The sequence below is a fragment of the Chryseobacterium sp. ON_d1 genome, from assembly GCF_006829085.1.
Lineage (GTDB): Bacteria > Bacteroidota > Bacteroidia > Flavobacteriales > Weeksellaceae > Chryseobacterium.
Window position 1 is genome coordinate 188,422 of sequence record NZ_BJTC01000003.1, and the last position, 24,102, is coordinate 212,523.

At 37.6% G+C, this 24,102-nt stretch carries 19 protein-coding genes; 9 read left to right on the forward strand and 10 right to left on the reverse strand.

From position 1 onward, the window contains the following. Nucleotides 1–37: 37 nt before the first annotated feature. Nucleotides 38–3,937 (reverse strand): type IX secretion system sortase PorU, encoded by a 3,900-nt coding sequence (gene porU / locus CRS_RS06390; RefSeq protein ID WP_142723239.1) that lies wholly within the window; start codon nucleotides 3,935–3,937, stop codon nucleotides 38–40. A 164-nt stretch (nucleotides 3,938–4,101) separates the two neighbouring features. On the opposite strand from porU, the gene gldJ reads away from it, so the two are divergent. Both gldJ and murF read left to right on the forward strand, forming a co-directional pair. After that, nucleotides 4,102–5,703 (forward strand): gliding motility lipoprotein GldJ, encoded by a 1,602-nt coding sequence (gene gldJ, locus CRS_RS06395; RefSeq protein WP_142723240.1) that lies wholly within the window; start codon nucleotides 4,102–4,104, stop codon nucleotides 5,701–5,703. 154 nt (nucleotides 5,704–5,857) lie between these two features. Continuing rightward, nucleotides 5,858–7,129, forward strand: coding sequence for a UDP-N-acetylmuramoyl-tripeptide--D-alanyl-D-alanine ligase (gene murF / locus CRS_RS06400; RefSeq protein WP_142723241.1), 1,272 nt, complete (start codon nucleotides 5,858–5,860; stop codon nucleotides 7,127–7,129). Nucleotides 7,130–7,291: 162 nt separating this feature from the next. Here the strand turns inward: murF and CRS_RS06405 are convergent, their stop codons facing one another. Beyond that, the gene (locus CRS_RS06405) at nucleotides 7,292–7,900 is read right to left on the reverse strand and encodes an NUDIX hydrolase (RefSeq protein ID WP_142723242.1); all 609 of its coding nucleotides are present in this window, start codon (nucleotides 7,898–7,900) and stop codon (nucleotides 7,292–7,294) included. 35 nt (nucleotides 7,901–7,935) lie between these two features. Here CRS_RS06405 and CRS_RS06410 point away from each other — a divergent pair, with 35 nt between their 5' ends. Continuing rightward, on the forward strand, nucleotides 7,936–8,325 hold the full coding sequence (locus tag CRS_RS06410; RefSeq protein ID WP_076597685.1) for an orotate phosphoribosyltransferase: 390 nt from the start codon (nucleotides 7,936–7,938) through the stop codon (nucleotides 8,323–8,325). 121 nt (nucleotides 8,326–8,446) lie between these two features. On the opposite strand, the gene CRS_RS06415 is transcribed toward CRS_RS06410, so the two are convergent. From CRS_RS06415 to mdlD, 6 genes are all read right to left on the reverse strand, one after another. Continuing rightward, complete coding sequence (locus tag CRS_RS06415; RefSeq protein ID WP_228451194.1) at nucleotides 8,447–9,505, reverse strand: hypothetical protein; 1,059 nt, start codon at nucleotides 9,503–9,505, stop codon at nucleotides 8,447–8,449. Nucleotides 9,506–9,577: 72 nt separating this feature from the next. Beyond that, complete coding sequence (locus tag CRS_RS06420) at nucleotides 9,578–10,444, reverse strand: AraC family transcriptional regulator (RefSeq protein WP_142723244.1); 867 nt, start codon at nucleotides 10,442–10,444, stop codon at nucleotides 9,578–9,580. Nucleotides 10,445–10,655: 211 nt separating this feature from the next. Then, nucleotides 10,656–11,699, reverse strand: coding sequence for an anhydro-N-acetylmuramic acid kinase (locus tag CRS_RS06425; protein ID WP_142723245.1), 1,044 nt, complete (start codon nucleotides 11,697–11,699; stop codon nucleotides 10,656–10,658). Between the two features lie 11 nt (nucleotides 11,700–11,710). Beyond that, the gene (gene lptC, locus CRS_RS06430; protein ID WP_142723246.1) at nucleotides 11,711–12,301 is read right to left on the reverse strand and encodes an LPS export ABC transporter periplasmic protein LptC; all 591 of its coding nucleotides are present in this window, start codon (nucleotides 12,299–12,301) and stop codon (nucleotides 11,711–11,713) included. Nucleotide 12,302: 1 nt separating this feature from the next. Then, nucleotides 12,303–13,619 (reverse strand): hypothetical protein, encoded by a 1,317-nt coding sequence (locus CRS_RS06435; RefSeq protein WP_142723247.1) that lies wholly within the window; start codon nucleotides 13,617–13,619, stop codon nucleotides 12,303–12,305. 196 nt (nucleotides 13,620–13,815) lie between these two features. After that, nucleotides 13,816–15,135, reverse strand: a complete 1,320-nt coding sequence (gene mdlD / locus CRS_RS06440; RefSeq protein WP_142723248.1) for an NAD(P)-dependent benzaldehyde dehydrogenase MdlD — start codon at nucleotides 15,133–15,135, stop codon at nucleotides 13,816–13,818. A 418-nt stretch (nucleotides 15,136–15,553) separates the two neighbouring features. On the opposite strand from mdlD, the gene CRS_RS06445 reads away from it, so the two are divergent. Next, nucleotides 15,554–16,672: a DNA polymerase III subunit delta' gene (locus tag CRS_RS06445; protein WP_142723249.1), complete on the forward strand. Its 1,119-nt coding sequence runs from the start codon at nucleotides 15,554–15,556 to the stop codon at nucleotides 16,670–16,672. Between the two features lie 47 nt (nucleotides 16,673–16,719). Here the strand turns inward: CRS_RS06445 and CRS_RS06450 are convergent, their stop codons facing one another. Continuing rightward, a complete protein-coding gene (locus CRS_RS06450; RefSeq protein WP_142723250.1) occupies nucleotides 16,720–16,950 on the reverse strand; it encodes a hypothetical protein in 231 nt (76 codons plus the stop codon). Nucleotides 16,951–17,174: 224 nt separating this feature from the next. On the opposite strand from CRS_RS06450, the gene CRS_RS06455 reads away from it, so the two are divergent. From CRS_RS06455 to CRS_RS06475, 5 genes are all read left to right on the forward strand, one after another. Further along, nucleotides 17,175–17,813 (forward strand): TetR/AcrR family transcriptional regulator, encoded by a 639-nt coding sequence (locus tag CRS_RS06455; RefSeq protein WP_142723251.1) that lies wholly within the window; start codon nucleotides 17,175–17,177, stop codon nucleotides 17,811–17,813. Beyond that, entirely contained in the window at nucleotides 17,797–19,113 is a 1,317-nt protein-coding gene (locus CRS_RS06460; RefSeq protein ID WP_142723252.1) for a TolC family protein, read from the forward strand. The genes CRS_RS06455 and CRS_RS06460 overlap by 17 nt, the downstream gene beginning before the upstream one ends. A 16-nt stretch (nucleotides 19,114–19,129) precedes the next feature. Then, complete coding sequence (locus CRS_RS06465; protein ID WP_142723253.1) at nucleotides 19,130–20,233, forward strand: HlyD family secretion protein; 1,104 nt, start codon at nucleotides 19,130–19,132, stop codon at nucleotides 20,231–20,233. Nucleotides 20,234–20,325: 92 nt separating this feature from the next. After that, on the forward strand, nucleotides 20,326–21,903 hold the full coding sequence (locus CRS_RS06470) for a DHA2 family efflux MFS transporter permease subunit (protein ID WP_142723254.1): 1,578 nt from the start codon (nucleotides 20,326–20,328) through the stop codon (nucleotides 21,901–21,903). 262 nt (nucleotides 21,904–22,165) lie between these two features. Continuing rightward, the gene (locus tag CRS_RS06475) at nucleotides 22,166–22,762 is read left to right on the forward strand and encodes a hypothetical protein (RefSeq protein WP_142723255.1); all 597 of its coding nucleotides are present in this window, start codon (nucleotides 22,166–22,168) and stop codon (nucleotides 22,760–22,762) included. Nucleotides 22,763–23,088: 326 nt separating this feature from the next. Here CRS_RS06475 and CRS_RS06480 read toward each other — a convergent pair whose 3' ends face one another. Continuing rightward, nucleotides 23,089–24,102 carry a TQO small subunit DoxD gene (locus tag CRS_RS06480; RefSeq protein ID WP_142723256.1) on the reverse strand — a complete coding sequence of 338 codons (1,014 nt, stop codon included), beginning with the start codon at nucleotides 24,100–24,102 and terminating at the stop codon, nucleotides 23,089–23,091.

The window sequence follows — 24,102 nt, forward strand, 5'->3', positions numbered from 1 at the left end:
AGTTTTTTATTAATATTATTGTCTATGTTTTATTTAATTATTTCAAAAGTACCATTTTTTCTACAGCTGTAGCACTTCCTTTGCATTTTTCTTGATTTTGACTTTTTGCAAATATCTTAAAAATATATGTACCTTTTGCTACTGTAGACCCAAAATCATCTCTTCCGTCCCATTCTATTGCCTGACGAGGGGTTCTAAAGCCCTGTAGGAAAGGTTCTGCAACCACCGGTTGTGATAAAGTTTTTACCAGTCTTCCGGTTATTGTATAAATCTGTACGTTCACATCCAGAATATCATCACAATTGTGTTCAAACTGAATATATGTTTTATTCGTAAATGGATTGGGCCAGTTCAGAGGACGGTTGATCGTCAGGTGCTGGTCAGATTCATCTTTAACTTCAAAATTTAACGTAGCAGTTGTCGAATTATTGTTTATATCCCAAACTTTAAATGTTAATTGATGTTGCCCCACTGCCAGATTTCTGAAAGGATAGGTTACATTCCCTTTTTGATAATCGGCTAGACTTGGGTTTAAACATCCGTTTCCTTCTCCTGCAGAATAAAAATCATTCAAAACGACCGTATTGATGATCTGTCCGTCAAGATATACGGTAATGTCATGCCCTACTCCAGATCCTGTTGAGTTAATTCCTGTATCATCGGTAAGACAGGCAAGAAGCATTGGATTCTGATTCGTAATTCCGCCATCCGCAAAGTTGGTGTTATTCATGTACAGCTTTACTTTTGGGGGCTGATTATCATTGATTCCGTTTGGATTAATATCACCTACCTGTACGGCCTGGTTATTGAAAACATCAGTTGACTTATTATCTGCATAGGCAAGTATTCTTCCCTGGCCTACAGCATAATTAATATCTTTAGGTACATAAAATTCAGCAGTGAATACACCGTTTACAGCAGTTCCGGCAGCCTTTACAATAGCACTTCCTTCTTCTGTGTAATCAAGGACAGGAGATAAAAGTCCGTTGTTATTTAAGGTTTTCTTGTTCAGTCTTTTGTCGAAAATATTGATACTTACTTTTCCGTTGAAAGTATTATTTAATGTTCCGTTCGGATTATTGATGTGTCCTTTTATTTTAACGAAATCCAAACCTCTTATCAGCCCCGGAACCGGAGTTTCAATATTATCAATAATCAGGAGTCTTTGAGGTCTGCTCAGTTTCATGGCAGGATCACCCAGGAAGTTAACCTTTAGGTGATTATTATTTGGACCCTTTTGTTTTTTTGCAATTAAGTGTGCATTTCCTAAAGAGTTGAAATCATCATTGGTTAATTTAAAGATATTTTGGGTAAATGTATTGGTAAAATCACGTCCGTAATCCACTCCGATGGCACGGCTGGAGGTAATCATTGTTGAAGCCCCTCCCTGTTTCATTTTAATAAACTGCTCACCTACAGAATTGGTGGCCGGCTCATCCCATAATGTAAATTCACAGGTGATGGTAGATACAAACGGGAATCTGCTGTATACATTGGAAAAGTTATTGGCATTCTGAACCTCAGTACTTGTGAGTACTCTTTCCTGTGCCCAGCCGTTAATTCCTCCGTGTCCGAAATAAAATAAATATAAGCTGTTTCCTATCGCATTGGAGATAGCCTGGTTGACCTGTGGATATCTTCGTCCTCCGGATGTGCTCTGAGCAGGGAAGGCATCCATGTATAATTTTTTAACATTATATTCTTTCAGGTCAGTCTGGCCTGGCTGTTCAAATATACCGGCCAGAGAAGCATTCATTACATTGTGGAAAGGACTTCCTCCTTCATTATTATCATCCACTACGAAATCAAGCCTCATACGCCAGTCTCCAAACGGGCTCGATTGTCCCTGAAGGGAATTGTAATAAGCCAGTGTTTTATTGATCATATCTCCGGCTTCGCTTACATTGGCCGCAGGAATTCTCCCTACAGGAAGATCCGGAAGATTATTTTCAATTAATAATGTGTTCTGTGGCTTCGTCATTACAATGTAATCATCGGTTACAAATGATGATACGTAATCTGAAGACTGCTCACTTTGGTAGCTGGGAACAACGTTTGTATTATTTGGAACTCTGTTTTTATAATCGTAAGAAGCATCTCCCAGAATGAATACATACTGAAGCCTTCCGAGTGGCGTATTCAGCTTGCTTACGAAATCTCTTACAGCGGTAAGATCTTTGCTTCCGCTGCCGTATTCTTCATAGATCTTATTAATATCTACAATTTCTACTTTGTAATTGTGATTGGTCTGATGGTAATTGGCAATTCTTTGTGCCTGTCCCATCATTTCCGGTACAGTAAGAATCAGGTAATCTACATTTTGTATAGCCGAAAGATTCTGATTTGCAATTCTTCCTACAAACTGAGGACTGAAAGCAGCATCGGCACGAAAAGCAACAAATTCATTGTTGAAGTTCTGGTCAGCAGCAGTGTACGCAAAATTGAAAGAGCCGGCTCCGGCTTTATTCACCCTTCTGTTGGCATTGGTAATATCTGTTACATCCCACACCTGCTCTATATTAGCCGCATTGCTGATACTGAAACCATAATCTGTATTGCTTCCGCTTACAATAGAATAATCCCTGAAGTTCATCTGCGAACCATTGAAAGCAAGGTTTTCTTTGTACTGAACTTCTACATAATCAAAATAAAAAGTCCCGTTGGGATTTTTGGAGATGTCAGGATTATACACCAGTGTAAACTGGTTTCCGGTCAGATTGGTCAGCGTTCCGGAATATATTATAGGGTAGAAGGTATACTGGTAACTCGAGGTGTCCGAAGGAACCGTTTGTATCGGTTGGGGATTTAAATTGTTGATTTTAAAATCAATGGTATTCTGTTGGGAATTATATGCTACGACCTGAGTTCTGTATCGTATCACATCATTAGCCTGTATAGGAGAATTGGTCGTGAGTGTTACTGTTTTTTCATTATTGAAAGGAGTGTCTTCTACCCATGTTCTGCCTACTTTTAACAGGTTTTTCTGATCTTTGTTGATCACCTGGTAATTGTCATATCTTGTGATCAGCTGAGCAGGAAGATTTCCGTCAACAGTGGGAACTCTTTTTCCGGCACCTTTGTCAAAGTTGATATAGTAATATGAGAAATCCTCATATATATTTTTAACATTATTGCTTGTATTGATTCGGGTTTCATGTCTTTTAAAACCGTTTCCGTTGGAAGTGTCATAAAGGTTATATCCATCCGGCCCCTGCGCATAGAAAAGGGCATAATCATTATCATTCCATACACCATCATCTTCACCCACCACCTGAATCGCATTTTCCTGTAGAGCTCCATATTTTACATCCTGATTATATTCAGGAAGCATGATTCCTCCGTTTCCATAAATTCTGAAATTCTTTGGGTTTACAGAAGCGGGATTGATCCCGTTATCTTTCAAAAACTGAGAGGTGATTTTGAATATACCGGATTTGTCTACCTTAATTTTATAAAAATTACCACTCGATAAAGGATTAACAGTAGTTCCTACTTTATTGACCGTTCCTGTAGTATTGACGAAAGAAGAAGCTTCTGAAACATTGAAGGAAGATAATCTCTGAACACGGCCCTTTACATTTTTAAAAAGGGCAACACTGATACTGGCATAGCTGTCTCCATCTAATGTATAATAAGAAACATCTGCCACATCATTCGCAGGAAGCCTGCCTTTATCCAGCTCAAATAAATCCTGGTTGGAAACGTTTTCCCAGACAAGGTCTGAGATTTTTAACTGCTTTTCTCCGATTTTTTGCTTGGTTACTATAAAAACATTATTTTGGCTGAAAGAAAAACCTTCATTTTTGAAATTGGGAAGATTTAATTTTGTGTCACCAAAATCCTGGATTTTAGAACCATTCCATTCTATGGTGTTTCTTTGAGCGTAAAGTGTTGATGCAAAAGCGATTAAAGATAAAAGCGTTATTTTTCGTTTCATGTTTACTATTGAAATTGCTAAATTACAAAATAAATGAAAATTTTAGAATTAAATTGTGATACAATAAAATTAATTTGTTATCGTTTTTCAAAAAAATCAAATCTTTATTTGATTTATTGAATAATTTATTTTTTCTTTGTACTTTGAAAATATTTATATCGACTATGAAAAAACTAAAGTTGTTTTCATTAATAGCATTAAGTTCTACACTTGCATTAACCAGCTGTGGCGGATCAGGAACCAGCAAAGGTGGCGGTACCAAAAAATTTGTCAGCAAAACAGGTTGGAAACCAAACGAAAAACAGGGTTGGTTTTTTGCAGGAAAGCAACAGAAGCAGAAGGGTTGGCCTGGGATGGTATATGTAGAAGGTGGAACTTTTACAATGGGATTAGTGAAAGATGATGTTATGCACGATTGGAATAACACACCTCGCAGAATGCAGGTAAGTTCATTCTTTATCGGAGAAACTGAGATTACTAACTACGAATACCGCGAATACCTTACATGGTTGAAGTATGTATTCCCACCAAGTGACCCTAGTTTTAAGGAGATCTATAACGGTGCTTTGCCGGATACCTTATTATGGGACAACAAATTATCTAGAAACGATTATAATGAAACGTATCTGCGTTCTCCGGAGTTTGATTACTATCCGGTGGTAGGTGTTTCCTGGACCCAGGCAAACAGATACTGCGAATGGCTGTCAGACAGAGCGAATGAAAAAGCTTTGATGCAGGCCGGTATTATTGCCAAAGATTTGTATATCAACGAATCCAACAACCAGGGAGGAACTGCATTCAATATGGATAAATTCAAATCCAATGATCCTGAAATGCAGGGATATATCAATGAAAAAAGAATGCAGCAGAAAACAGGTATGAAAACGACCAACCAGAGACTGCTTGCTGCCAACAGAGCTCCAAATGCTGCAATGGTACAGAAATTCAGACTTCCTACCGAAGTAGAATGGGAATATGCAGCTCTTGGGATGGCTAAAAACAGAGAATATAACCAATACCTGGGTAAAAAGCCTCAAATTGAAAGATTAAGAGGTACCAAAGGAAGAGACAGAGGAATGTTCCTTGAAAACTTCAAAATGGGTAAAGGTGACTATTCCGGTATCGCAGGATGGAAAAACGACGGATCAGCACAAACTTCTGACGTAAGACAGTATCCATCTAACGATTTAGGAATCTATGGTATGTATGGAAACGTTTCAGAATGGACTGCTGACGTTTACAGACCAATCATTGATGAAGATTATAACGATTTCAACTACTATAGAGGTAATATGCCTCAGGCTATCGTAAGAAACGGAGACGGAACTTACAAAATGATCGATGAAGGCTCAATCAAATATGATACTTTGGCTGACGGAAGATTAGTTTACAAAGGGCTTCCGGGACAGTTTGAAAGACAAACGATTGCAGACTACAGAAACTACAGAGATGGTGACAGACAGTCTTCGTTAGAATATTACAGAGCTTCAGATTCTACTGCAGGATTCGATATGTATAACTCTCCTAAATCAAGATTCGTTGTAGACGGAAACGGTAGAGTAAAACTGCAGAAAGATACCAGAGACAGAACTTCTGAAATCTCTAACGAGGTTAGAGTAGTAAAAGGTGGTTCTTGGCAGGATACAGCATATTGGCTGGATCCGGGACAAAGAAGATATAAAAACCAAAACAAAGCTTATGGCTGGGTAGGTTTCCGTGTTGCACAGGATGCCAGAACCAGCGATAAGAGTAGAACTAGAAGATAATATTTATCAAAAAAATACTTATAAAAAACCTTCCGGATTTTCGGAAGGTTTTTTTATTTTTGAATGATGAAATCGCTTTGACTGAAAAGCCTGAAATACTCGTACAGATTTGGCGATTGCATATGACTTCTTTAAAAAAAATATATATTTCCACATGAATATAGAACAGTTTTATCCTTTATTTCTGCAGGCTGCAAAAGTGACCATTGATAGCAGAAAAATAGCAGAGAATGATATTTTCTTTGCCTTTTCCGGCGAAAATTTTAATGCGGCTACTCAGGCTGAAAAAGCGATTGATGATGGAGCCCTGGCGGTGATTGTTGAGCTTCCGGAATTTGAAAACAGAGATAAAAATATCTTCTATGTTTCATCAACGCTTGAGTTCCTGCAGCAGCTGGCGGTCTATCACAGAATTAAGCTTAGCATTCCCTTTATAGGTCTTACAGGAAGTAACGGAAAAACAACGACAAAAGAATTGATTCATGCTGTTCTTTCAGAAAAGTTTAATGTTCAGTATACATCCGGAAACCTTAATAATCATATCGGAGTTCCTTTAACGATCCTTTCCATTAAACCCGAACATGAGATGGCTGTGATTGAAATGGGAGCCAATCATCAGAAAGAAATTGAATTTCTGTGTACCATTTCCCAACCGGATTTCGGATATATTACCAATTTCGGGAAAGCTCATCTGGAAGGGTTCGGAGGCTTTGAAGGAGTAATAAAAGGAAAATCTGAGCTGTATGATTATCTTAAAAACAATAACAGAACAATAGTTGTTAATGAAAATGATCCTATCCAGGCTGAGAAAACTGAAAATTATTCCCCTAAAATTACTTTTGGAAAAGATACTTCCGATTATAATTTTGAGTCTTTTTCAGAAGAACATTTTGTAGGGTTGAGTTATCAGGGCGTAAGAGCCGTTTCAAAACTGACAGGAGAATATAATTTTACCAACCTTTGTGCAGCAGCAAGCTTAGGGCTTCATTTCGGAATCAGCTTTGAAAACATAAAGCATGCGCTGGAGCTGTATACGCCTACCAACATGAGATCTCAGGTAGTGAAAAAAGAGGGCAGAACTCTTGTACTGGATACCTACAATGCGAACCCAAGTTCCATGGCTGCGTCTTTAAATAATTTTATCAGTTTTGAAGGCAGTAAGACCATTATTATTGGAGATATGCTTGAACTTGGAGACGAGAGTGAAAAAGAACATCAGAATGTCTTAAAACTGGCCCATGATCTTAATTTCAATGAAATTATCACTGTAGGGAAACATTTTAAAGCCGTTAATTTTTCAGATCCTGCTTTTGATAGTACTACAGAATTAATAGAATATTTAAAGCAGAATAAAATTCAGTCCGAAAACATACTGTTGAAAGGATCCAGAGGAATTGCGCTGGAAAAATCGATCGACTTTATTTAGAGTAAGGAAGCTGGAGGCTGGGAGAGGGAAGGTAAACAACGAGTATTCTCTTTTCTATACCATTTTATAAATTTTCATTGTTAAAATAAAATGATCACCATAAAACGAGCGGTGCTGGATCGTAACTTCCAGCTTCATTCTTCCAACTTCCGGCCTTATGACTTATTTATTCAAATCCCAGAATTCTTTTACGATCAGTTGGATGTTTTTGAAAGTACTTGGGAAAACTTCATTCTCAATTTCTGATGTTGTCTTCCATGCCACTTCGGTAATGCCTTCTTCTATCTGTGGTTTGGAAGTATCTTCTCCGTCAAAATTCATTTCAAACCAGTGGGTGCATTTTAAAATTTTCTCTCCATTTCTTTCTATATAGATATGGTAGGTGGTATTGATGAATTTTACAAGCTCAACATCACTCAGGCCCGTTTCTTCCTCTATTTCCCGTACGGCAGACTCTTCTCTGGATTCTCCTTTTTCCATCTTCCCCTTCGGAAGGTCCCATTTTCCCAGCCTTCTGATGAAAAGAATCTTACCTTCGGGATCATTAACGAGACCTCCTGCAGCCTCAATAATCCTAAAAAGCTTTTGGAATTCCTGCCAGATTTCATCCAAATTCTCTCCATATACATTAAGTTCCTGCACAGAAGTATTCTCCAGAAGATCCAATGCGATCTCTAAAGTGGTATAATTTTCATACCCAAGCTTTTTTTCAAGTTCTTCAGGATGCTTAGATAGTAATAATTTTTTTTCGTTGACAAAAACTTTATACATTTGTAAGAGTTAAGAATTTAATACAAAAATAAAAAATGAATTTAGAAGGACGAAAGATTATTGTCAATAAATCATCTAAAGAACTTACCGAATTGTTGAAATCCCCTGAAAATTATAAAGATTTTATGCCGGATGGTCTTCAGAAATTTGAAACAAGAGATAACGGATTTAAATTCGGATTACAGGGAATGCCGGAGATCGCATTAAAAATAGATGAAGTGGATGATCACAAAGCTGTTTTAAGATCTGCTAGTTCAAGCCTGGATTTTTCATTAACCGCTACTTTGAATCCGATCAGCGAAAATCAGACTGAGGTTCAGATGCTATTTGAAGGGAAATTCAATCCATTTATCAAGATGATGGTAGAAAAACCATTACAGAATTTTATCAATACGCTTACCGATAAAATCGAAGCTTACAAATAATAAAAAAACCTTCTGCAATGAAGGTTTTTTTGTTTTTACGGTTCTTTTGAAAGTGAAATCTGTTTATACTGTTTGTGTTCTCAGTATTTTTTTCAATAATCCCCATCAACTCTGCTCTTTTTTATAAGTTTTCTTTAAAAAGACCGGCCTTTAAATCAGATCCTATGGAGCCTTCTGCCAGCTGGAGGTAATTACGTTTACTCTGATCTTTTTCAATGGTTACTGTTCCGGCAGTCTGTACGTTTTTCATTTCCAGAAAATCTGTTGAAGTGGCATCACTGTCACTTAAGGGACCACTTCCATAACCTGCCAGTTTATTATAACTGACAAAGATACAGTCAGAAGCTTTGTACCGGCGCTTACTCCCTTTTTCTCTGATCCATATCGTGCTTGTGTCAGCTATGATATTATGATGAAAGTCGAATTCATCTCCGTTGGTTCCCTGTGTCGTCCATACTCCGCAGAAATAACCGCCATATACCAATGAATGGTGCATCGCACTGCGGCTACCTGTCTTTCCATCATTTTTCCAGAAAACAACCGGAATCTTACAGTTGAAAAATACACAATGATCGATAACCAGGCCATATCCATTGGCTATAACTCCTACGTGTAAGGGTAATACATCTGCATTTCCTGCAAACAGACATTGGGCTACAAGCAGATCATCCAGGTTTTTTCCCTCACGCCATACAGGATACGAACGGCGTAGATTAGTACCATCGATATATGAATAGTCAGGACTGCCCGTAAACCTGAGCCCTTCAATGGTAACATGGCTTACCTCGGGTTGTATCCCTTTGGCTTCTTTTCCGCCAACACCGGGTTCAAGGGGTACTGCTGTTACTATAACAGGCATCTTTTGAGGAGTCCAGCCAGTATCATCAGGCATCACTTCTGCGCGGATAACCAGACGGTTTTGAGAGGTATATTTATCATTGGTAAATATAACCGTCTGGGTTAGGAGATGAATACCTTCTGAGAGGATGATCACTGTTCCTGTCTGTTCTTTGTTCAGGTTGACACGCCTTGCGGCTTCTAAAAGAGTTTTTAACGGCTGGGTTTTTATTCCGGAGTTGGTATCATTGCCGGTCTGAGGATTCACGTATAGCTGTTCTGCTCTTACCGAGAATAGGTTCAGAAAGAAGAATAAAAGACCAAGTGTTGCAGATTTTATCATATTTCTTTTTTCTGTAAAAGTAGAAACATTCCTATTCTGCAAAAAGGTCATTTTATCTTTATAATGATCATTTTACATTTTCTTTCGATACTGTTGAGGGGTGGTATTGGTAAGCTTTTTGAAGAAGCGGTTAAAATTAGATGGATCTGAAAACCCCAGCTCATAAGAGATTTCCTTTGCCGATTTATTTTGATAAAGCTGTTTCTTTATTTCTGAAATCAGCTTGTGATGAATCATTTGCTGTGCAGACAGCCCACTAAACTGCCTGCATATTTTATTAAGAAATCCCGGGCTGATATTAAGCATTTTGGTATAGGCTTCCACTTTCTGGTCCTGCATAAATCTTTTTTCCAGTAAAGACCGGAATCTGTAAAAATCAGCATGAACATAAGTATCCCTCTGAACATTATACACCCCTGCATAATATCGGTTGAGAATGATAAGCAGCTGATACAAAAGTGACCTGATCAAATGGTTACTGTCATTTTGAAGCTGCCCGAACTCACGCTCTATTTCAGATAACAGTGTCAGGCACTTTTCAAAAGCTGCCTCCGATACCTTTATTTCGTTGGGATGGGAATACTGATGGAAGTATTGAAACCGGTAAAGAAACAACTCATCTGAAAAGAAAAGATGAAGAAAATCTTTTTCAAAAAATAATGTATACCCCTTTACCATTTCTTCTATTTCCCAACGACGGACTTGTCCGGGACTGGTGAAAATAATAGTTTGCGGAGTGATTGCCATTGTATTTTCATCTAAAATAAAAGTCCCGGATCCTTCTTCGATAAAAATGATTTCATAAAAGCTAAGCTGATGCAGGGCATTATCTAAGACATAATTTTTCAGAGTTTCAATGCGCCCGATATCCAACAGCAGTTCCGAACCGTATTTATACGGGAGAAAATGATAGGTCTTGATTTTTGTGATCGGTGCCATTTCTCTTTACAATTTCTTACTGTTCAAAAGATTTTGATAAAAATACAAATTTTTGTCTGTTGGCAGTATTGATAGTACAGAATAAGCTGTTTACGTGTTGTGAACTATGAACCGGATCAAAAGGAATAATATTTTGTGAGATAGAAGCCGTATCTGGGGGTTGTTATAATTTCCATCAACATGTCTGGTATATTCATGAAAGTAATTGGCCTTACACCATTACTCCGGAGCAGTGATCAGCATAGCTTCCGGTAGCAGAAGAAAGCACATTAATCTCGTTATTCATTTTCAGAACCCCCATAAAGGCGAAGATTAGGGCTTCTTTATAATCGATAATGTCTTTTGCAGGAATGATTACTTTAGCTTTTGTTTTTGCCCTTATTTTTTCAATCAGGAATGTGTTATAGGCACCTCCTCCCGTAATCAGAATATCTTTTATATGATTGGTATTGATCACATTGGTGATTTGCTGGGCAGCGTGTTCTGTAAAGGTAGCAAGTGCATCCGGCGTCTCAGTATTGTGAAAAGCCGGAAATACATGTTCATTGCACCATTCTATTCCCAATGATTTCGGATGGGAAAGGTGATAGAAATCTAAAGCATTAAGCCTGTTCAGCAAAGTCTGATCAATTTTCCCTTTTCTTGCCAGTTCACCGTGTTCGTCAAAGTTTTTGTTGAGTTTCTGAGCCAGATGATTGAGTACAATATTAACCGGAGCAATATCGAAGGCGATTCTCTTTCCGCCTGACTGTAAAGAAATATTAGAAAATCCACCCAGATTGAGACACGCGCTGTATCCGGAAAAAAGCAGCTCATCACCTATAGGAACTAAAGGAGCTCCGTTGCCTTTCATCAGAACATCCTGGCTTCTGAAGTCATATACTACCGGTAGGCCGGTCTCCAGTTTGATAGCTCTGCCATCACCGATCTGGAGTGTAAATCTTCTCTGTGGCTGATGGAATATTGTGTGACCATGAGAAGCAATAAGGCTGATATTTTCAAGCTGATATCGATTGATAAAATCTTTTACCCGTTCTCCCAGGTAAAATCCATAATCTGAATGCAGTTCTAGTAAATCTTCAGCAGAAAGGTGAATGGAATTTCGGAGCTTGTTTTCCCACTCTTCAGGGTAGGGAAGGGTCTCAGCTTTCAGGATCTGAAAGGCCCAGGTGTCTTGTTTTTCAAATTCAGCAAAACAGAGATCCAAGCCGTCAAGGCTTGTTCCGGACATTAACCCAATTGCCAGAGCTTTCATCGTTTTTGGATTTATTTTTTACTTTCAGAGATTCTTTTTGAGCTGAAATCCCCTGAGTTGTTATAGAATGTATATTCGGAAAAATCATCTTTTGCAGTCATCCCATTGGCGCCTACCAGCGTAGAACCGTCTTCCATAGTGACATAAACGGTATCTTTGGTGTAGATCCTGTTCCTTTTCTGATCCCAGTAAATGCTCTGCATAGCAAATCTTTGCCCTTCATTGGTTTTTATTCTGACGTCCCCTTTGGCTTCATAGAATTTTTTATACTCGAAAATACGGGCGTATTTAGCGGTAATTCTTCCCGGCACCTTAGGTTTCTTTTTGTCAAAAAATTCGATATCAATTCCTTTTCTGGCCACTACGTACGGGCTGTCTATCAGTTCGTATTTTTCAATGATAGGGGCTTTGGCTTTTAATGTAACAAAACCTGAATCACGCTGTATAATATCGGCGTTGTTGATGATCTGTGACGGGAAATTTTTACTTTGGCTGCCATTGGCTTTGGTTAAATCTTCCTCACAGGATGTCAATATAAAAAATATAGCACAACTAAAAAGGCATGCTATATTTTTATATGATATTTTTTTTGAAAAATTCATTCTAGTTATAAAGAGTCTTTCTGAACCATTTATCAGCAAAGTTAAAGCCGATTCTAAGGTTGATGAAATTCTGGTTGATCAGGTTATCTTTAAGTGTTCCTCTTTTACCAACTTCTAATCCTATTTCAAGACCACTCATCCTGGTGATACTGCTGTTTTTGAATGGAAGCATAACTCCCGCAGAAATACCGAATTTATTGATGCTGTTTCCATCCAGCTTAAGGTTTCCTCTCTCGTAGAAGGCTCCATATCGGTAGATTACTCTTGAGAAATAACTTCTGAAGTTGTTATAGTTAGGAAGATACCATCCACCGGCAGAAATTCTGTAGGTATCCTGGAAGTCAAAAGTTTTACCAAAATAAGCAATATCTTCTCCTTTTTTATAATCCACCTGTCCGGATACAAACCAATGGTTTTCACTTCCGTAACCAACTCCTAATGACGCCTGCAATGGAAGAAGGTTTTTGGATTTTGTATCCTGTTGGTCTATAATGGTTTCAGAACCTGTAACTTTGGTCGTTTCCTGAGCATCAGCATATCGGTAAGTACTGTTGATGTACTCGGTAGTCATATTACTTGTATTACCAAATGTAGCCGTTGCTCCGATCGTTAATTTCTTATCAGTACGGGGATTTAAAGTCTGGTAGCTTGTACCCAGCGTAAAGTTAAAGTTTCGGACTCTGTTTTTAGTCTGATAGCCATTAACATATTCGCCTACATAGGTCCCCAGATTACTGTTATAGGCACGGAACTCGTTCAGATCACTAAGGTCCCCGAAATAAAGATTTGCTCTTGCTCCCACAGATAGCTCCTGGTTGATCTTATAAGAAACAGCAACCTGTGCAGTATTGATGGTTCCGCTTCCTTTAAAACTATTTTTATAAAGAGGAGTTACTCCGTCTGCTGCCATTTGTTCATTGACAATATCGTAGCTTTTAGAGCTGTATGGCTGATATGAGATCCCCATTTTTACTTTTGAAGATAACGGAAAAGCCAATGAGATATTGGAAAGATACGTAGAATGCTTTGTAGATTTCATATCGTTATAGTTCGATTTGAAATAATTGTTTTCGTTGGTAGCTTCCAGTCTGATACTTGTAAGTTCAAAATTGGCATTATTTGCCGGATTGGCAAAATTGAAACTACTGGTAAAATCACTTATAAAAGCAGTAGATATACCTCCCATAGAAGTAGTTTCGATCGTATTATCATATTTCACATCTCCAATTCCATAAGTTGCATAAGGAGAGTTGCTTAGACTCTGTGCGTTCAGAAAATATCCAACTGATATGAATGATACTACAAAGATTTTTTTCATTCTTTATTTTTAAAACAATGCGCAAATATCTTAAATATTAATGAATTGTAAAAATTATATGTGGTTAAAGTTTGTTAAGGGCCTTCCTTCAAAAGAAAAATGCAAATTTTCTGCAATAAAAATATTAATTCTGTTTTTACAAAAAAGACTGTTCTATGATGAACAGTCGTGGTTTACAGGAAAAACATTCCTGTTATTATTTTACCTCAAGAACAGAGCGGCTGTGGCTGAAACATTCAAAACTGTACTTCCCATGGTATTTGCCCATTCCGGAAGTTCCTATTCCTCCAAAAGGCAAATAATGAGAGCCTACATGAATAATGGCACTGTTGATCTCAGCATCTCCGCTTGTAGTATGGCTTAAAACATAATCAGCAAATTTCTGATCTTCTGTGAAAATATATAATGCCAAAGGCTTAGGGCGGATATTGATTTCTTCCAGTGCTTCCTCAATATCATCATACGTCATAACAGGAAGAATAGGCCCGAAAATTTCTTGCTGCATAACCTGATCATCCCAGGTTATATTATCCATTAAAGTTGCTTCAAAGTGGCGGGTCTCAAGATCATAATGTCCTCCGTAGATTACTTTTTCAGGAGCCGCATCCAGATAGCCTGCGAGATGTTTGATCTGGTTCTGGCTTACAATTTTACCTATTTTTCCCAAAGAATTACCTTCATATATTGTATTTAAATGAACTTTAAATTTCTCAATAAATGCCTCTTTTATAGATTCATGAATATAAATATAGTCAGGAGCAACACAGGTTTGCCCACAGTTGATCCATTTTCCGTAAGAAATTCTTGTCACAGCTTTATCCAGATCTGCATCTTTATGGATAATCGTAGGCGATTTCCCTCCAAGTTCCAGTGTTACTGGAATTAACTGTTCTGCAGCTGCTTTCATCACTATTTTCCCGACATTAGGGCTTCCCGTAAAAAATATATAATCAAAAGGAAGACTTAATAATAATGTATTTTCTTCAATAGCCCCCTGAATAACTGATACATAGGATTCATCAAAAGATTTTTTGACAATATCTTCAAGAACCTGTGCAACATGTGGTGTGTTTTCAGAAGGTTTTATGATGGCGGTATTTCCGGAAATCAAGGCTCCGATGAGCGGACTGAAGGTCAATTGGACAGGATAGTTGAAAGGACCGATAATATAGGTCACTCCATAAGGCTGATAAGTAACCTTGCTTTCAACCTCAGCTCCGGACGGATGTGGTTTTGAAGGAACAGGTGTAGGTTTTGCCCATTCATCAATATTTTCCAATAAATAATCCAGTTCGCTGATGACAATTTGAATTTCCACATATTCCGCTTCTTTTCTGCTTTTGCCCAGATCTATATCTAAAGCTTCACAGAGTGCATCAGTATGCTGCAAAAAAACTTCCCGGAATTTTTTTAATTGTGCTTTTCTGAATTCAATGTCTTTCGTCTGGTTGTTTTTGAAAAAGGTTTTCTGTTGCTGAAATATACCTTTAATTTTTTGTTCCAGGTTTGTATCCATGAGTATAAAATTTTAATATTTGAATAAAATGTGAAATAGTAATGAATTTACGAATAATTTTACTTTGTAAATGTACTGTTTGATATTAAAGTTGTTTAAACCTTACCCAACCACAAAAGTCACAAAAGGTTTGATTTTAAAACACTTGATTTTACTTAAGAAGTTAAAATGACCCCGCAGAAAAGTTTACATAAGATGAAAATCAAAGATTTTCACAAAACTTACGTGTACTTATTACGCATAGGGTCTGGTCCTGAAAAACTTAAGTGGTTAAAACTTTTATGCTTAAAATAATGAATATAAAAGTTAAACAACCTCTATATAATTTTAAACAACTTCAAAATACATCACCTATATTTTTATGCATTTTAACCAGACTTAATTTATGAATTGAATTAAGATTTTTTATCTTTGAAACATGAATTGGGAGAACATCGCCGGACAGACGAATCTTAAAAAACTTCTTAGAGAAAGCATTGCTGAAAACAGAGTGAGCCATGCCCAACTTTTTGTAGGAAAAGAAGGGTACGGAACACTGCCGATTGTATTGGCTTACGCCCGTGAGATCTTACGCCTGGAAAATGAACATGCTGCAGCGAAAGTAGAGCACCTCAATCACCTGGATCTGCATTTCAGCTTTCCGGTTTTTACAGATAATAAAAACTCTTTAAGCAAGAATAAATTTGATGAGTTCAGAGAAATGATTCTTGAGTCTCCCTATGCAAGCTATGATGACTGGACCGCTTTTTTGGAGTCAGAAAATAAGCAGTTATTTATTTCTGCAGATGAAATTGATGACCAGAATCAGAAATTTTCTTTGAAAAGTTTTGAAGGAGGCACTAAGATCCTGATTGTCTGGAGAGCAGATAAAATGAACGTTGCCGCTTCAAATAAGTTTTTAAAATTCTTAGAAGAGCCGCCCGCAAAGACCATCATTCTTCTTACGGCTGAAAATACCAATGATATTCTTCCTACCATACTTTCCAGAACTCAGATTGTAGAGATTCCGAGAATTGAGGACGAGGATATTGAAAGCCATCTTAAAACAAACTTTTCTGTTTCTGAAGAGAAATTGAGGGAAATTGTTCATGAGGCCCAGGGAGATCTTAACACTGCCGTAAAACTTCTGAATTCCGGTGATAAGACCAATGAATTTGAAAAACTATTTGTACAATGGGTAAGAGATGCATTTATGGTGAAAAAGAAACCCGAATACCTCAGAAGTATTATTTTCTGGGCTAGAGAGATTGCAGGGTGGAACCGTGAAAAGCAAAAAAACTTTCTGAACTATTGTGCTGAAATTTTCAGGCTGGCATTGCTTCAGAATTACCAGTCCGAAAATCTGGTCTATAAGAAAATCAATGCGGATGGTTTCAATTGGGCAGGATTTTCAAAATTTATCAGTGGAGCTAATATTGAAAGTATTTTAGAAGAAATCAATGCTGCTGATCTGCATCTGACAAGAAACGGAAATCCTAAAATTGTATGGACCGATCTGGGAATAAAGTTATCAAGATATATTCATAAAAGTATATAAGCTGAAACTCCGGCCATGGCCGGAGTTTCAGCTTATATAAATTCAGCCTAGGCTTTTTTCACTTTTACTGTTTTCTTATTTTTGGTTTTAGGAGAGTTTTCTGCTGTTTTTGTTTTCATATCACAATCTTTATGGTGAGTATCAGCACACGCTTTTTTGTCCTTTACGGTGCATTCCTTTTTGTCCTTTCCTGCACAGCATCCCCCTTCTTTAGGCTTTTCCTGACTATAGCCTAATGTAAATAAACCTACTGCCAGAACTGAAATTATTTTTTTCATGATTAAAAATTTAAAAGTGGATAAATGTAATACTTTTTCGGATCATTTAGGAATTTTAAATCAATAGGAAGATTTTTGATGTTTTTGTTGGTAATAATAGGATTTGATAAGTGAATATCGCATTATAGAAATCGTCTTTTGTTTATAATACATTAAATCTATATTAAAAAATCAATCAATCGTTTGATTTGAATAAAAACTTATGTAAATTTGCAGCCTGAAAAATGAATACTAACATGATTTCAAAAGAAGAGAATATATTATTCGCTGCCGAAGAACTCTTTGCGGAAAAAGGTTTCGAAGGAACCTCTACCCGGGAAATTGCAAAGGCCGCTCATGTAAATATCTCTATGATCTCGTATTATTTTGGCTCTAAGGAAAAACTTTATGAGAAATTAGTAGAATACAGAATGAATGAAGGTCAGTTTTTTTCAAAAGATCTTTTGGGAAGAACTGATATCAACGAATGGCAGAAAATTGAAAAAGTAATCGATCAGTTTTCTAATAAGATCCGGACTCAAAAATGCTTTTACAGGATTATGCAGAGAGAGCAGCTGCACACCAAGAATCCTCAGATTGTTGAATTTTTGAAACAGACTAAAATGGGATTTCTTTCCATGTATTCACAAATATTGGAAAGTGGTCTTAAAAATGGAATTTTTACCAAAAAACCACCTATTTATCTTCTCCATTCTACGGTAAGCGGAACTTTATTTTATGCATTCAATGCGAAAGAAATGTATAAAGAGTTCCTGAACGAAACAGAAGATGAAGAAACTTTTGATGAAAAATACTATACAGAACTTAATAAACATATTAAATATTTACTAAAAGACCTTTTAGGTTATGAAGAGAATAAATAACTCAGTGATTGCATTATCACTATTCGTAGGAATAGCAAATGCAAATGCCCAGGAGAAAAAAACACTTTCTCTTGATGAAGCCGTACAACTGGGAATCCAGAACAGCAAGAATCTCAAGATCGATGCAGCCAAGATCGAAGAGGCTACAGCTGATCTTTTGGAAGCTAAAAACAGGCAGTTACCGGAGCTGAAAGTATCAGGCAGCTATATGTACCTTCCGATAAAACCGAATATTGATATCAAGCTTCCCGGTGTTTCAGGAGGAGCAGGAGGTCCGGAAGTACATCAGGTACTTTATGGTTCTGCGAATCTGAGCGTTCCGATCTACAGCGGAGGAAGAATAAAATATGGCATTCAGTCGGCAAAATACCTGGTAGAAGCTTCCAAACTAAGCACTGAGAATGACAAAATTGCCATTGCTTATAACGTTGCTCAGGCTTACAATAATTTATTTAAAGCCAACCAGTCAATCAAAGTTTTTGAAGAAAACCTTGCCGCTTCTCAGAAAAGAGATGAAACTTTCCTTAAAATGGAAAATAACGGTTTGATTGCCAGAAATGACAGATTAAAAGCAAACCTTCAGACTTCGAATATTGAACTGCAATTGCTGGAAGCCAGAAATAATTACAATATTGCCAATATCAACATGGACCTGTTATTAGGGCTTCCTGAAACAACAGAACTTGAAGTGGATGAAAATTATATTGAAGAGGGAGCGGATGTAAAGCCTGTTGATTTTTATGTAAATGAAGCCAGGGAAAACCGTAAAGACCTGCAGGCTTTGGTACAGCAGAGAAAAGCTGCAGAATTGGGAACTAAGGCTGCAAAAGCTGAAAATCTTCCTTCCATTGCATTTACAGGTGGATATGTAGCAGCAGACATTCCTAAATTTCTAACCCTGTATAATGCAGTTAACGTAGGAATCGGGGTTTCTTATAATCTGTCTAACCTTTGGAAAGAAAATTCTTCATTGAGACAGTCAAAAGCAAGAGAAAAGCAATTGGCAGCTACCGATGAATTATTAAATGACAACATTAAGCTGGATGTCAACAGGGAATACCAGAATACAGACTACTCTAAAAAGAGAATTGCTGTTTTCGAAAAATCTGCTGAACAGGCCAATGAAAATTACAGAATTACAAAAAATAAATACGACAACGGTCTTGCTACCATGACTGAATTATTGGATGCAGACGCCGCTCAGATTGCTGCCAACGTAGGCGTGATCAATGCTAAGGCAGATGCTGCACTGGCATATAGAAAATTATTACAGACAACAGGAACTTTAACAATTAAATAATCAGATCGAAACCAAAATGGAAAATAATAATACACAGGCCGCTGAACCTAAAAAGAAAAAAAGTTTAGTTTTTCCAATCATTCTAGCAGCAGTAGTAATCGGAGGAGGAATCTACGGTTACAGAGCCTTTACTTACGGACAGTACCACGAAGAGACTGACGATGCTCAGATTGCTTCCAATATGGCACCGGTAATTTCTAAAATTTCAGGCTATGTAGCTGAAGTAAAAGTAAAAGATAACCAGTTTGTAAAGAAAGGAGATACACTGGTGATTTTGGATAACAGAGATCAGAAAATGGCTCTTGAACAGGCTCAGGCAGCATTATCCACAGCTAAAAGCAATATTTCCAATGCAGAAGCTACGACGACGGCGACTTCAAAAAATATCGGTTCTTCAGAAGCGGCAGTAGTCACTGCCAATGCTCAGATAGAAGCCGCAAAAGTGAATGTTTGGAAAACTTCACAGGACCTGAAAAGATATGCCAATCTTGTAAAAGATCATTCTATTACAGAACAGCAGTATGAGCAGGCTTTAGCAGCAAAACAATCTGCAGACAGACAATTGCAGGTTTTAGTTGATCAGAGAAATCAAATTGCTCAGCAAACTCACATTGCCTCTTCTCAGACGGCGGCAAGCTCTCAACAGATCAGTGTTGCCGGATCTGTAGCTAAACAAAGAGAAGTAGATGTAGAAAATGCAAAGTTGAATTTATCTTATACAGTAATCCTGGCACCGGAAGACGGTTATGTAGGAAAAGTACCTACGCAGGCAGGTCAGTATCTGCAGGCAGGAGCACAATTGTTTGCTTTGGTTAAAAACGACCAGAAATGGGTAGTGGCCAACTTTAAGGAAACTCAGGTAGACAAGATGGTAGAAGGTCAGAAAGTGAAAATTGAGATTGATGCTTTCCCTGATCAGGAATTTGAAGGAGTGGTAAGCTCATTCTCTCCGGCTACAGGTGCTACTTTCTCTATTCTTCCTCCAGACAATGCGAGTGGTAACTTCGTAAAAGTAGTTCAGAGACTTCCTGTAAAAATTGATTTTGTAAATCTTGACAAGAATATTGCAAAAAGATTGAGAACCGGAATGAACGTGAAGGCAGAGGTTGCTTTGAAATAGTATTGATGTATTTACGTAAAATGTATTCATGATGAATTGAAAATGATTAATATCCTACATTTTACATTAATACAAATATTCGAATAAAAATTATGCAAGATTCATTAGTAGAATATGGAGCGCGGAGAGTGATCATTACGATTACTGCTATCCTTTGTGCCCTTCTTGAAATTGTAGACTCCACGATTGTCAATGTTGCCTTGAATGAAATGAAGGGGAATCTTGGAGCTACACTTTCAGAAGTGGGTTGGGTGATTACGGCTTATGCTATCGGGAACGTTATTATTGTTCCGATGACGAGCTGGCTTTCACAGCAGTTCGGACGTAGAAATTACTTTGCGGCATCCGTCATTATATTTACCGTATTTTCATTTTTATGTGGAAACGCGACCAATATCTGGGAACTTGTGTTCTTCAGATTGATGCAGGGAATCGGAGGAGGAGCTTTACTGGTTACCTCACAGACGATTATTACGGAATCTTATCCGATTGAAAAAAGAAGTATGGCTCAGGCTATTTATGGTCTGGGAGTAATTATCGGCCCAACGTTAGGTCCGCCACTTGGAGGATATATCGTAGATAATTTCAGCTGGCCCTATATTTTCTATATCAACATTCCGATCGGAATTGCAGCGACGCTGATGACACTGCAGTTTGTAAGAAGTCCGAAATATGCTGAAAAAAGGAAGGCTTCGGATGTTGACTGGATCGGGATCGGTTTATTGGCTGTGACCGTAGGTTCATTACAGTTTATCCTGGAAAGAGGACATGAAGAGGACTGGTTTGCCAGTGGAATGATTGTAGCGTTTACTGTAGCGGCCGTTTTAGGATTTATTTTGTTCCTTTGGCGGGAACTTACCTTTAAATATCCGATTGTGGAGCTCAGGGTGCTTAAAAACAGTAATTTAAGAATCGGGACAATGATGTCATTCGTGCTTGGATTCGGACTTTATGGTTCCACATTCATTGTGCCTCTTTATACCCAGAGTATTTTAGGATGGACGGCTCTTCAGTCGGGAGCCCTGATGATTCCAGCTGCTTTAACGACCGCCTTCATGATGCCGATTATTGGTAGATTACTGGCGAAAGGAGCAAAACAGCAGATCCTGGTATCGCTGGGACTGTTTATTTTCTTTGTTTATAGCTTTTGGGGATATAAAATCCTGACACCGGATACCAGTAAAGATGCTTTCTTCTGGATGCTGATTGTAAGAGGAGCAGGATTGGGATTATTGTTTATTCCGATTACCTCTTTGTCATTAAGTACATTGAAGGGACAGGAAATTGGCCAGGGAGCAGCTTTTACAGGAATGATGAGACAGCTTGGAGGATCTTTCGGAATCGCTGCGATCACTACTTTTATTGCCAATGCCGGTCAGAAATACAGGAACAACTTAATATCCCATCTGGACGAAAACAGCTTTGATGTGCAGCAAAGACTGGCAACACTGAAAGCGAGTTTTGTAGCTAAAGGAATGACACCTGATGCAGCGATGAATGCTGCTTATAAAATGCTGGATCTGTCCGTAACCAAGCAGGCCACTGTTTTATCCTATATGGATGTATTTCTTTATCTGGGAGTAATATTTTTAGTATGTATTCCGTTTATACTATTTATAAAAGAGAGAAAGAGTAAAGAAAAAATAGATTTGAGTGAAGCCATGCACTAAATTTTAATCAAAAACCTTCGGAAATTCCGAAGGTTTTTTTATGCCCTTTCGTCCGTAAAATGATACTATACAATACCTTCTGTTTTCAAATTGTTAATTAAAAAATAATATCACTTATTGGAGAATTTATTTATATTTTTTAGCTTTACAATGTCAAACAAAGAATATGAACTCAACTTCTATCGTTTTTTTGATTTTTTTAAACGGTTGAGAAGTTAGCCACGATTTTTTAAACTAACCATGATCTCAAAATAGAGTAAATATGAATCAAATACAACTGCCGGAAACTTACATGGCATTATCCGATTTCAGAAAACATGATATTTATCTGACTGAAATGAATCAGGCGCAGATTATTGCAGATTTCTTTCCCGGAACCTTTACAGAGCTTACCCAGCGTTTGTCAGATATTACAGGAGCTTTTTATGGAGGAATACTTAAACAGGCTGGAAAATTATATGGAGCAGAAGCGATAGACCAGCTTTCCAGTACTTTTATGTATGACCTCGGATCAAGAATGACCCTGAGAAATCTTGAAACAAAATCTAATCTGCAGCCTGGGATCCCGGCAGTCGCAAAAATACTTATTGGAGCCGTTTTTACATCCAGTCCCGAATATAATTTTGAATTTAAAGAATTAAATGACCACAAAGGTGAACTGCTGATCAAAGGAATAGACCGTTATCACAAGATCACACAGAGTCTGCAGATTGCAGGCCTGTTGAAATGGCCGGTCATAAAACCTTTTATACAGGGAGTTTGCGATACCATGGGGCTGGATGTTTTACTTGAAATAAAAGTCCTGAAACTTGACCCGGACAGCTCATGCAGTTACCATGTAATGATTTCAGAAAAATAGATTCTTATAAATCATCTCACCAATTTTAAAGATTCTGTAGATTTCACTGTAATGGATCTTTATTTCAAAATGAGGCTGTCTCCTATGCTATATTTTGATATGCAGGAGCCAACCTCTTTTTCTGTAATGGAATTGGATTTTAAGGCAAAAACGTATAAATGTCCCGTCGATTTGGCCTATCTCCTGTAGATCTTATTTTAATAAAATCATAGAGGGATAGTTCAATAGAAATGGGCTTAGCTCGTTTGTCAAAAAAAGATTATTACCTTCAGCTTTAGCCAAAAATAAAAACCACATATCACTTCCTGAATCCTAATCTCAAACTCCTATTCAATTTTCTCTATCCATTCAATACCACTGATGTCAATCAGCTTTAAGGCATGAATTTTACTTTTCTGAAGAACATCACGGATACTCAATGTCACATCAGCTTTTGCTCCCAAAGGAACTATCAGACTATATTTTCCCGGCTTTACTTTGGCGACATAATGATTTTGTATGCTTTTCTTTGAAATTCCGGAAAGCTGATGATGATCAAGCTCTTTTAAAATATTTCCGTTTTTGTCAAGGATGTGAATACCTATTACAAAAGAGCCGTATACATCGGCACCTTCTGTTCTGTATACTTTAAATTTCAGATCTGAGTTATTATGGGAGATATTGGAAATTTCAAGCTTCGGTTTTACTGATTTATTGTGAAGGATTCCCCACACGCCGCCATGGAAATATTGATTGGTAAAAAGGGTTAATCCAAAAATAGCCAATGAACCTGTCAACACAAAAACTTTCGGTTTTGCGATCAGAAGATTTCCTGAGCCCAACCATTGAAACCATTTTTTCTGAGTAAAGCTTATATTTCTCTTTATAATATAATAGTCGAGGGAATAAGAACCACTTCCGGTAAGGAACAGAACAAAACCACCCGCTACTCCCAAAACACCAATCTGCCATTCATCAAGGCACGTTGTTCCCAGCCATCCGGAACCCAATAAAATTCCCAATGCAAGACTGAATATTCCTATACTCATCAGTCGAGTAAAGAAGCCAAGAATGATGAGTAATCCTATGATGGCTTCAATAATGGTAAAAATCATCATGGAGCGTTGTAAAGCATCGGGATGGGTAACCAGATATTCAATAACAGGTTTTATTCCGAGTGCATTTGGTAAAAAATGATTGAATTTTTCCCCGATATATCCATTTTCATCGGGAATAAGCTTGTTTTCAAGGATAAGTCGGCGCCAGAATGCTGAAAAATAAGTCCATCCGATAACCATTCGGAAGGGTAAAGTATATAGCCCGGCCAGATCCAAAGACTGGCTGTTTATGGTATGTTTCAT